Here is a 9477-nt window from a genome sequence, read left to right as displayed (position 1 = left end):
CACCGCGGCGCCTCCCCCCCCCCCCTCACACCCCCGGCCCCCGCTGCTCCCCGGTCCGCGCCGCAGCCCGGGGGCGCCGGCCCGCGCGCCGCGCCCCCCCCGGGACACTTAGTCGGCGCGGCCGGCGAATTCGCCGGTGGCGGTGTTCACCAGCACGCGTTCACCGTTGGCGATGTACTCCGGCACCATGATTTCGATGCCGGTGTTCAGCTTGGCCGGCTTCGGGCGCTTGGTTGCGGTGCCGCCCTTCAGTTCCGGCGGGGTCTCGATCACTTCCAGCACGACCGAGGCGGGCAGCTGGATCGCCACCGGCTGCTCGTCGATCACCTGCACGTAGATGCCGGTCAGGCCGTCGGTGATGTAGCCGGCGTCGTCACCGATCACGTCGGCGTCGAGGGTGTAGGGGGTGTAGTCCTCATCATCGAGGAACACGAACGCATCGCCGTCCTTGTACGAATAGGTGGACTGGCGGCGCAGCAGTTCGACTTCGACCAGGTTGTCGTCGGCATCGAAGCTGGCATCGAGCTTGTTGCCGCCCGGCACGCTGTACATGATGAAGCGGAAGCGGACGTTGCCGCCGCGGCCCTGCGGCGAGCTGCGCTCGATGTCGCGGATCTGGTACACGCCGTTGTTGTACTCGACGACGTTGCCCTTCTTGATGTCGTTGGCTTTCATGATGTTGTTGGTCGTTGGGGGTGGCGCCGTCCCGGCGCCCGGGGGGAATCAAATCGGAGCGCGGCGGGTAGCGCCGTCCAGGCGGATGGTCTCGCCGTTGAGGTAGGTGTTGCCGAGGATGAAACCGACCAGGCTGGCGAAATCGTCCGGCTTGCCCAGGCGCGACGGGAACGGGATGGAGGCGGCCAGCGACTGCTGCACGGCCTCGGGCATGCCGTCCACCATCGGCGTCCAGAACACGCCCGGGGCGATGGTATTGACGCGGATGCCGAAGCGCGAGAGCTCGCGGGCCATCGGCAGGGTCATCGACACCACGCCGCCCTTGCTGGCGGCATAGGCGGCCTGGCCGATCTGGCCTTCGTAGGCGGCGATGCTGGCGGTGTTGATGATCACGCCGCGCTCGCCGTCGTCGCCGGCCTCGTTGTGCTGCATGCGGTTCGCCGCGGCCTTGGCCACGTTGAAGCTGCCGACCAGGTTGACCATCACCGTGCCCTGGAAGCCGGCCAGCGGCATCGGACCCTCCTTGCCCAGCACGCGGCTGGCGCCAAGGATGCCGGCGCAGTTCATCGCCACGTTCAGGCCACCAAGGAAGTCGTGGGCCTGGTCGATGGCCGCGGCCACCGCCGCCTCATCGCTGACGTTGACGTTGAAATAGCGGGCCTTGTTAGCACCCAGCTCGACCACGGCGGCCGCGCCCTTGTCGTCGTTGAGATCGAACAGGGCGACCTTGCCGCCGTTGGCGACCAGGTGCTGGGCCACGGCCAGGCCGAGGCCGGAAACGCCGCCGGTGATCACGGCACGTACGGAAGACAGCTGCATTGAACGGTCCTGCAGGTTCGAGAACCGCCGATTCTAACGGAAGCCACGGCGCGCGCCGTTGTGCGCTGCTGCAAAGCGTCATGCGCCTCGATGCACCGCAGCCAGGCATGGCCTGGCTCTACTCGGCGACGCCCCGGGACATGCCGGGTGGGTCGCGCCCGCGCAGCCGCCGCTCGAACTCGCCGGCGGGCAGGCCCGGGGCGAACAGGAAGCCCTGGCCGATGGTCACCCCCAGGCCCAGCAGGCACTGGCGCTGCGCTTCGGTTTCCACGCCCTCGGCCACCACCCCCAGGCCCAGGCTGCGGGCGATCGCGCAGACCGCCTCGCACACCGCCACGTCCGAGCGGTTGCGCGGGATGCCCTCGACGAACAGCTGGCTCAGCTTCAGGCCGTGGATCGGCAGCCGGCGCAGGTAGTTCAGCGCGCTGTACCCCTCGCCGAAGTCGTCGATGGTCAGCATCACGCCCATCTCGCGCAGGCGGGCGAAGGTGCGCAGGGTGTCCGGCGCGTCCTCGATCAGCACCCGCTCGGTGAACTCCAGCTCCAGTACCGTGCCGGGCAGCTCGAACTCGTCCAGCACCTGGCGTACCCAGCGGGCCAGGTCCTCGCCGACGAACTGCCGCCAGGACAGGTTGACCGCTACCCGCATCGTCTCCAGGCCATCATCCTGCCATTGCCGCACCTGCCGGCAGGCCTCGCGCAGCGCCCACTGGCCGATCCGCACGATGTCGCCGGTGTGCTCGGCGTGGCCGATGAACAGGTCCGGGCGCATCTGCCCCAGCTGGCCGTTGTGCCAGCGCATCAGCGCCTCGCAGCCGGTGATGGCGCCGGTGCGCAGGTTGATCTGCGGCTGGTAGACCAGGCGGAACTCATCGCCGTCCAGCGCCTTGTGCAGCCGGCTCTCGATCTGCAAGCGGTCGTTCTGGCGCTCGGCCAGTTCCTGCGAGAACACGTGCCAGCCGTTGCGGGTGCGGCGCTTGCACTCGTACATGGCGGTGTCGGCATTCTGGATCAGCTGCTGCGGGCGGTCGCCGTCGCCCGGGGCCTTGGCGATGCCGATGCTGGCGGTGACCTGGAATTCGTCGCTGCCCAGCTGGAAGGGCGAGGAGAACGCGGCGGTGATGCGCTCGGCCAGCTGCTCGGCCTGGTCGGGCTGGTCGCGCAGGTCGCAGATCACCAGGAACTCGTCGCCACCGAAGCGGGCGAGCAGGCCTTCGGTGCCGATGGCCGTGGCGATGCGCCGGGTCGCTTCGATCAGCAGCTCGTCGCCGGCGTTGTGGCCGAGCAGGTCGTTGACCACCTTGAAGCGGTCCAGGTCAATGTACAGCACCGCCACCCGGTCGTGGCCCGGGCTGCCCATGCGCACGCCGAGATCGGTGAGCACCGCATCGCGGTTCATGATGCCGGTCAGCGGGTCGGTGCGCGCCTGGACGCGCAGGGTCTCTTCGGCCTGCTTGCGTTCGGTGATGTCCTGCACGGTGCCGGTGATGCGCGCGGCATCGACATCACCGGTGGAGACCTCGCCGATCATCCGGATCCAGAACGAGTGGCCGTCGCGGCGCTGGCCCTGCAGCTCCAGGCTGAAGCTGCTGCGGTGTTCGATGGTGTCGGCCAGGGCCTGCTGCAGGGAGGCGCGGTCATCGCTGCGCAGGCAGTCGAGCAGGTCCGTCATGTCCTGCAGGTCGTCGGGCTGGCCGACAATGCGCCGGGCCTCATCGGTCAGGTACAGGCGCTGCAGGCTGCGGTCCCATTCCCAACCGCCGATGTGCGCGAGCGACTGCGCCCGCGCGAACAGCAGGTTGTTGCGTTTGAGCTCGGTGATGTCGCTGAACATCGAATAGACATGGTCGGCCTGGTCGCAGCCGGTGCCGAACACCGGCACGTTGGTGGTCGACAGCCACAGCATGCGCCCGCGCGGGCGGTGGTACAGGCCGATGATCGTGCTGCGGATGACCCGCCCGGCCTGGAAGCAGCGGATGGTCGGCCACTGTGCCTGGGTGAGGGTGTTGCCGTGCTCGTCGACGATCAGCCAGGCCTCGGGGTCGAGCAGGGCGTCGAAGGCATTGCCGTTGCTGGTGATGCCGAGGACGCGGTGCGCGGCCGGGTTGGCCGAGATCACCCGCAGGTTGCGGTCGAACAGGATCACGCCCTTGTCGATCGATTCCATCAGCAGGCGGTAGCGCGATTCGGCGCGCCAGCGGCCGCTCAGGTCGCGCGCCACGGCCACGATGCAGGGCTGGCCGTGGTCCTGGAAGCCGGCCGAATGCACCTCCACCGGGAAGCGGCTGCCATCGCCGCGCATGTTGGTCACTTCGATGACATAGGTGTCACCGCGGTTCAACGCTTCCCAGACCGGCTGCAGGTGGTCGCTGGGCAGGTCGGGATTGAGCAGTTCGATCGGCTGGCCGACGATGGCCTCGCGGGGGCGGTCGTAGGCGTGGACGCCGGCGCGGTTGACGTCCAGCACCACGCCGTCGGCGCTGAGGATGCTGACCGGGTCGGGCACCGCATCGAACAGGGCGGCGTAGCGTTCCTGTGCCTCGCCCATGCGCAGGCGCGCGTCGATCAGTGCCTCCATCGCCTGGCGCAGCAGGCGGGCCTGCGCGGCGGGCGGGGCGCCCGCCAGCGCGGCCTGCAGTGCGGCCAGCGCGTCGTCGGTCACGGCGGATGCTTCGCCGTAGGCCGGGACGTCGCGCGGGCCGCTGTCGTTCATGTCGCCGCCAGGGCCTGCCCGACCCGGCTTGCGGTGGCGCGACCCAGCAGGCCGGCCAGCCAGCGCCCGGTTTCCGCCAGGGCCGGCAGGTCCACGCCGCATTCCAGGCCCAGGCCCTGCAGCAGGTAGACCACGTCCTCGCTGGCCACGTTGCCGCTGGCGCCCTTGGCATAGGGGCAGCCGCCGGCGCCGGACACCGCACTGTCGACCACGCGCACGCCTTCCTCCAGGCAGCTGGCGATGTTGGCGATGGCCTGGCCGTAGGTATCGTGGAAGTGCACGGCCAGGGCGCTCATCGGAATCTCGGCGGCGACCGCCTTCAGCATGGCCCGCGCCTTGTGCGGGGTGCCGACGCCGATGGTGTCGCCCAGCGAGATTTCGTAGCAGCCCATCTCATGCAGGGCACGGGCCACGCGCACCACGTCGGCCAGCGGCACCTCCCCCTGGTAGGGGCAGCCCAGCACGGTGGAGACGTAGCCGCGCACGCGCACGCCGTCCTCGGCGGCACGGCGCAGGATCGGCGCGAAGCGGGCCAGGGACTCGTCGATGCCGGCATTCGTGTTGGTGCGGTTGAAGGCCTCGGAGGCGGCGGTGAACACCGCCACTTCCTGTACGCCCACGGCGCGCGCACGGTCATAGCCCTGCTCATTGGGAACCAGCACCGGGTAGGCGATGCCGGGACGGCGGTCGATGCCGGCATAGACCTCGGCCGCATCGGCAAGCTGCGGAACCCAGCGCGGGCTGACGAAACTGGTCGCTTCGATGGTGCGCAGGCCGGTGGCGGACAGGCGGTCGATCAGGGCGATCTTGTCGGCGGTGGCTACCGCCTGCTTTTCGTTCTGCAGACCGTCACGCGGGCCCACTTCCACGATGCGGACGAAATCGCTCATCGGCGCACCTCCATGGCGGGCAGGGTGGGGCGGGCGGCAGGTGCGGAAGCGGGTGCGATCACGGGGGTTCCTGGAGAACGGGGGCGGCCCGGTCTCCACCGGGCTGCCAACAGGGATACGCAGGTCGGCCGCGAAAGCGGCCACATTCCTGTGCGGGAATCAGTTGAAGTGGTGGCAGACGGCCGCGATGTTCGTTGCCGTCGGGGCAGATCAGGCCTCCGTCACCCAGTGCGGGGCGCGCTTGTCGAGGAAGGCGCCCAGCCCTTCCTGGCCCTCGGCCGACACCCGCAGGCGCGCGATCAGGGCGGCATTGTCGCGGTCCAGGGTGTCACGGTCGTGGCTGTCGCGGACCTGGCGGACCAGTTCCTTGGCCGAGGACGAGGCGATCGGGCCCGCCTTGTCCAGCAGGGCCAGCTGGCGCTGCACGGCGTCGTCCAGGCGCTCGGGCTCGACCAGCTGGTGGACCAGGCCGATGCGCAGGGCGGTTTCCGCATCGAAGTGCTCGCCGGTGGCGAACCATCGGCGGGCCTGGCGTGGGCCGATGGCCTCGATCACGTAGGGCGAGATCACCGCCGGCAGCAGCCCAAGGCGGCTCTCGGTCAGGCCGAAACGGGCCGCGCTGGTGGCGATGGCGATGTCGCAGCAGGCGACCAGGCCGACGCCGCCACCGAAGGCTGCGCCATGGACCCGGGCCAGGGTCGGCTTGGGCAGCTCGTCCAGGGTGCGCATCAGGCGTGCCAGGGCCAGTGAATCCTCGCGGTTCTCGGCCTCGCTGGCGGCGGCCATGCCGCGCATCCACTGCAGGTCGGCACCGGCGGAGAAGGACGCGCCGTGGCCGGCCAGCACCACCACCCGCACCGCCGGGTCGCGGCCGGCGGCTTCCAGGGCAACGGTCAGGCGGGCGATCAGGCTCGCGTCGAAGGCATTGTGCAGCTCCGGCCGGTTCAGCCAGAGGGTCAGGACGGCGCCATCGCGCTCGATCAGCAAAGCATCGTTCATGGGATTCCGGGGTTACTCCATACCTGTATGGATCATAGCGGGCCATTGGTCATGGGCCATGACGCGACGCGGGAATGTTAGAATCGAGAACCATTTACATCCAGCTGAGATCGCGCTAGATGACGCTGTCCGAACTGCCCCTGCATACCCCGGCCGTGGTCGATTCCGTGCAGGATCTGCACGCCAACGATGCCATCGCCCGGCGCCTGCGCGAGCTGGGCTTCGTCAAGGACGAGGAAGTGCGCCTGGTGGCCAAGGGGCCGGTCGGTGGCGAGCCGCTGCTGGTGCAGGTCGGGTTCACCCGTTTCGCACTGCGTATCAGTGAAGCCAAGCGGATCGTCATCGACACCGCCCGTGTGGAGTCCCGTGCATGAATGCTGCCGTCAACGCCGCTCCCCTGCGCATCGCGCTGGTCGGCAATCCCAACAGCGGCAAGACCGCGCTGTTCAACCAGCTGACCGGCAGCCGGCAGAAGGTCGCCAACTACACCGGCGTCACCGTCGAGCGCAAGGAAGGCCGCCTGCGTGCGCCGTCCGGCCGCGAGTTCGCCGTGCTCGACCTGCCGGGCGCCTACAGCCTGCAGCCGGCCAGCCTGGATGAGGCGATCACCCGCGACCTGTGCCGGGGCTTCTACCCGGGCGAGGCCGCGCCGGACGTCCTGCTGTGCGTGATCGACGCCACCAACCTGCGCCTGCACCTGCGCTTCGCGCTGGAACTGCGTGAGCTGGGCAAGCCGATGGTCATCGCGCTGAACATGGTGGACGCGGCCCAGCGCCGTGGCATCCGCATCGACGTGGCCGCGCTGGAGCGCGAGATCGGCGTGCCGGTGGTGGAAACCGTGGCCGTGCGCAAGCAGGGCGCCAAGGCCCTGGTCGACCGCCTCGATGCGATGGTGCCGCACCTGGATGCGCCGCTGGCCGGCGTCGAGGGAGGCATCGATTACCACGCCAAGGTGCGCAGCATCCTTGCGGCGGCCGTCAGCATGCCGGCGCGCACCGCGAAGATCGACGACACCCTGGACCGCTGGCTGCTGCACCCGGTGTTCGGCCTGATCACCCTGGTGGTGGTCATGTTCCTGATCTTCCAGGCGGTGTTCGCCTGGGCCACGCCGCTGATGGATGGCATCGAAGCCGGCTTCGGCTGGCTGGGCGAATTCGTCGGCGGCGTGCTGCCCGAAGGCCCGCTGACCAGCCTGCTGACCGACGGCATCATCGCCGGCCTCGGCGGGGTGGTGGTGTTCCTGCCGCAGATCCTGATCCTGTTCGCCTTCATCCTGGCGCTGGAGGAGTCCGGCTACCTGCCGCGCGCGGCGTTCCTGCTCGATCGCATGATGGCGGGCGCCGGCCTGTCGGGCCGTTCCTTCATCCCGCTGCTGTCCAGCTTTGCCTGCGCGGTGCCGGGCATCATGGCCACCCGCAGCATCCAGGACCCGCGCGATCGCCTGGCGACCATCCTGGTGGCGCCGCTGATGACCTGCTCGGCACGACTGCCGGTGTACGCGCTGCTGATCGGTGCGTTCATCCCGGCCGGCAAGGTCGGCATCTTCAACCAGCAGGGCCTGGTCCTGTTCGGGCTGTACGTGGCCGGCATCCTCAGCGCGGTGGTGATGTCGTGGGTGATGAAGAAGTGGCGCCGCGACAAGAGCGAGCACCCGCTGATGCTGGAGCTGCCGTCCTACCGCCTGCCGCACGTGCGCGACCTGGCCGTTGGCCTGTATGAGCGCGGCATGATCTTCCTGCGCCGGGTGGGCGGCATCATCCTGGCCCTGACCATCCTGCTATGGGTGCTGCTGACCTTCCCGGGCGCCCCGGCCGACGCCACCATGCCGGCCATCGATTACAGCTACGCCGGCCAGATCGGCCATGCGATGACCGCGATCTTCGCGCCGCTGGGCTTCAACTGGCAGATCTGCATCGCGCTCATTCCGGGCCTGGCCGCGCGCGAAGTGGCGGTGTCTTCGCTGGCCACGGTCTACGCGCTGTCGGCGGCCGATGACGATGCGGCCATCTCGGCGCTGTCGCCGGTGGTGGCCGATGGCTGGTCGCTGGCCACCGGCCTGGCGCTGATGGTGTGGTTCATCTACGCACCGATGTGCATTTCGACGCTGGCCACCATCAAGCGCGAAACCAATTCGTGGAAGACGATGGGCTTCTCGGCGCTGTACCTGTTCGCGGCGGCCTACGTGGCGGCACTGATCACCTACCAAGTGACCGTGGCGCTGGGAGGCGGCTGATGGACGCCGGCCTGCTGATCCAATACCTCATCGTCGCGGTGGCCGTGCTGGCCAGCGTGTGGGTGGTGATGAAGAAGCAGTTTCCGGGTACCACGCGCAGGCTGCGCAGCACGCTGGCACTGGCCCTGCTGAAGCCGGGCCGCGCGGCCTGGATGCAGGGCCTGGGGCGGAAGATCGCGCCCCCGGCCAGCGGCGGTGGTGGCGCCTGCGGTGGCTGCGACAGCTGCGGGCCGACCAAGAAGTAGAGTCGAGCTTGCTCGACTGAATCGCCTTGATCCCATCCACGCGTGGCGTGGATCTACCAGTCCCTGACCAGCCCGCCGTCGACGACCAGGTTCTGGCCGGTGACCGCGCGCGCCCACGGGCTGGCGAAGAACAGCACGGCATCGGCGAACTCGGCCGGAGTAGTCACGCTGCGCAGCGGTGTATTGGCGGCGATGTAGTCGAACACCGCCTCGGGCGTCGCCGCGCTGGCATCGGTGCTGCGCAGCAGGCCGCCGGACAGCATGTTCACGGTGATGCCGTGCGGGCCGAGGTCGCCGGCCAGGGTGCGGGTCAGCGAGAGCAGGGCGGCCTTGGCGGCGGTGTAGTCGTGGTAGGGCACCACCGGGTTCTGGAACAGGTTGGTGCCGATGTTGATGATCCGGCCGAAGCGCTGCGCCTGCATGCCGGGCAGGGCGGCCTGGACGGTGTTGAGCGCGCCGCGCACGCTGCCTTCGAACTGTGCCTGGAACGCGGGCCAGCCAATGTCACCGGCCTGGTCGCGCGCATCGCCGTTGAACGAAAACGCCGCCAGGGCATTGTTCACCACCGGTCACGCCCTGGCCGAAATGCGCCTGCGCCTGCTGCAGCATCGCGGCGACCTGGTCGCGGTCGGTGACATCGGCCTGCACGGCCAGGGCCTGTCCGCCCAGTTCCCTGGCCAACGCCCGGGCCGGCGCCTCGCTGCGCTGGTAGTTGACGACCACGCGTGCGCCCTGTGCGGCGAATGCGCGGGCGATATGCGTGCCCAGGCCGCGTCCTGCGCCGGTGACCAGGACGAGTTGTTCGCTGATCTGCATGATGGGAATGCGTTCCATTGCCTGAAAGGGCATGCAGCGTAGCAGTGATGGCGCTTGCCGGATCGACCGCGCTGCCGCTAGCCTGCG

Annotated in this window: 10 protein-coding genes; 3 read left to right on the top strand and 7 right to left on the bottom strand. The window is 69.3% G+C overall.

Features of this window, described 5'->3' with window-relative positions; translation table 11 throughout:
* Positions 1 to 108: 108 nt before the first annotated feature.
* From yeiP to ACVOK1_RS13745, 5 genes are all read right to left on the bottom strand, one after another.
* Positions 109 to 675: an elongation factor P-like protein YeiP gene (gene yeiP, locus ACVOK1_RS13765; protein ID WP_079221730.1), complete on the bottom strand. Its 567-nt coding sequence runs from the start codon at positions 673 to 675 to the stop codon at positions 109 to 111.
* Positions 676 to 723: 48 nt separating this feature from the next.
* On the bottom strand, positions 724 to 1494 hold the full coding sequence (locus tag ACVOK1_RS13760) for an SDR family NAD(P)-dependent oxidoreductase (protein ID WP_481562399.1): 771 nt from the start codon (positions 1492 to 1494) through the stop codon (positions 724 to 726).
* Between the two features lie 118 nt (positions 1495 to 1612).
* Positions 1613 to 4207, bottom strand: coding sequence for a sensor domain-containing protein (locus ACVOK1_RS13755; protein ID WP_481562398.1), 2595 nt, complete (start codon positions 4205 to 4207; stop codon positions 1613 to 1615).
* Positions 4204 to 5097, bottom strand: a complete 894-nt coding sequence (locus tag ACVOK1_RS13750) for a hydroxymethylglutaryl-CoA lyase (RefSeq protein ID WP_481562397.1) — start codon at positions 5095 to 5097, stop codon at positions 4204 to 4206. Before ACVOK1_RS13750 ends, ACVOK1_RS13755 begins: the two co-directional genes overlap by 4 nt.
* Before the next feature lie 210 nt (positions 5098 to 5307).
* Positions 5308 to 6096: an enoyl-CoA hydratase/isomerase family protein gene (locus ACVOK1_RS13745; protein WP_481562396.1), complete on the bottom strand. Its 789-nt coding sequence runs from the start codon at positions 6094 to 6096 to the stop codon at positions 5308 to 5310.
* A 119-nt stretch (positions 6097 to 6215) separates the two neighbouring features.
* On the opposite strand from ACVOK1_RS13745, the gene ACVOK1_RS13740 reads away from it, so the two are divergent.
* Genes ACVOK1_RS13740 through ACVOK1_RS13730 form a run of 3 tightly spaced genes read left to right on the top strand, consistent with a single transcriptional unit; the run spans position 6216 to position 8574 of the window.
* On the top strand, positions 6216 to 6470 hold the full coding sequence (locus ACVOK1_RS13740; protein ID WP_481562395.1) for a FeoA family protein: 255 nt from the start codon (positions 6216 to 6218) through the stop codon (positions 6468 to 6470).
* Positions 6467 to 8329 (top strand): ferrous iron transport protein B, encoded by a 1863-nt coding sequence (feoB, locus tag ACVOK1_RS13735; RefSeq protein ID WP_481562394.1) that lies wholly within the window; start codon positions 6467 to 6469, stop codon positions 8327 to 8329. Before ACVOK1_RS13740 ends, feoB begins: the two co-directional genes overlap by 4 nt.
* Positions 8329 to 8574 (top strand): DUF6587 family protein, encoded by a 246-nt coding sequence (locus ACVOK1_RS13730; RefSeq protein WP_108768735.1) that lies wholly within the window; start codon positions 8329 to 8331, stop codon positions 8572 to 8574. Before feoB ends, ACVOK1_RS13730 begins: the two co-directional genes overlap by 1 nt.
* 53 nt (positions 8575 to 8627) lie before the next feature.
* Here the strand turns inward: ACVOK1_RS13730 and ACVOK1_RS13725 are convergent, their stop codons facing one another.
* Both ACVOK1_RS13725 and ACVOK1_RS13720 read right to left on the bottom strand, forming a co-directional pair.
* On the bottom strand, positions 8628 to 9137 hold the full coding sequence (locus tag ACVOK1_RS13725) for a 3-oxoacyl-ACP reductase (RefSeq protein WP_481562393.1): 510 nt from the start codon (positions 9135 to 9137) through the stop codon (positions 8628 to 8630).
* Complete coding sequence (locus ACVOK1_RS13720) at positions 9079 to 9390, bottom strand: SDR family NAD(P)-dependent oxidoreductase (protein ID WP_481562392.1); 312 nt, start codon at positions 9388 to 9390, stop codon at positions 9079 to 9081. Before ACVOK1_RS13720 ends, ACVOK1_RS13725 begins: the two co-directional genes overlap by 59 nt.
* Positions 9391 to 9477: the final 87 nt, after the last annotated feature.

The sequence above is a fragment of the Stenotrophomonas sp. STEN087 genome (assembly GCF_056759115.1).
This window is presented reverse-complemented; position numbering and strand designations above follow the sequence as displayed.

Bases quoted from the DNA above. Each gene is read 5' to 3' on its own strand.
- ACVOK1_RS13720 (WP_481562392.1), bottom strand. From the start codon at position 9,390: ATGCAGATCAGCGAACAACTCGTCCTGGTCACCGGCGCAGGACGCGGC.
- ACVOK1_RS13750 (WP_481562397.1), bottom strand. From the start codon at position 5,097: ATGAGCGATTTCGTCCGCATCGTGGAAGTGGGCCCGCGTGACGGTCTG.
- ACVOK1_RS13745 (WP_481562396.1), bottom strand. From the start codon at position 6,096: ATGAACGATGCTTTGCTGATCGAGCGCGATGGCGCCGTCCTGACCCTC.
- ACVOK1_RS13740 (WP_481562395.1), top strand. From the start codon at position 6,216: ATGACGCTGTCCGAACTGCCCCTGCATACCCCGGCCGTGGTCGATTCC.
- ACVOK1_RS13760 (WP_481562399.1), bottom strand. From the start codon at position 1,494: ATGCAGCTGTCTTCCGTACGTGCCGTGATCACCGGCGGCGTTTCCGGC.
- ACVOK1_RS13755 (WP_481562398.1), bottom strand. From the start codon at position 4,207: ATGAACGACAGCGGCCCGCGCGACGTCCCGGCCTACGGCGAAGCATCC.
- ACVOK1_RS13730 (WP_108768735.1), top strand. From the start codon at position 8,329: ATGGACGCCGGCCTGCTGATCCAATACCTCATCGTCGCGGTGGCCGTG.
- feoB (WP_481562394.1), top strand. From the start codon at position 6,467: ATGAATGCTGCCGTCAACGCCGCTCCCCTGCGCATCGCGCTGGTCGGC.
- yeiP (WP_079221730.1), bottom strand. From the start codon at position 675: ATGAAAGCCAACGACATCAAGAAGGGCAACGTCGTCGAGTACAACAAC.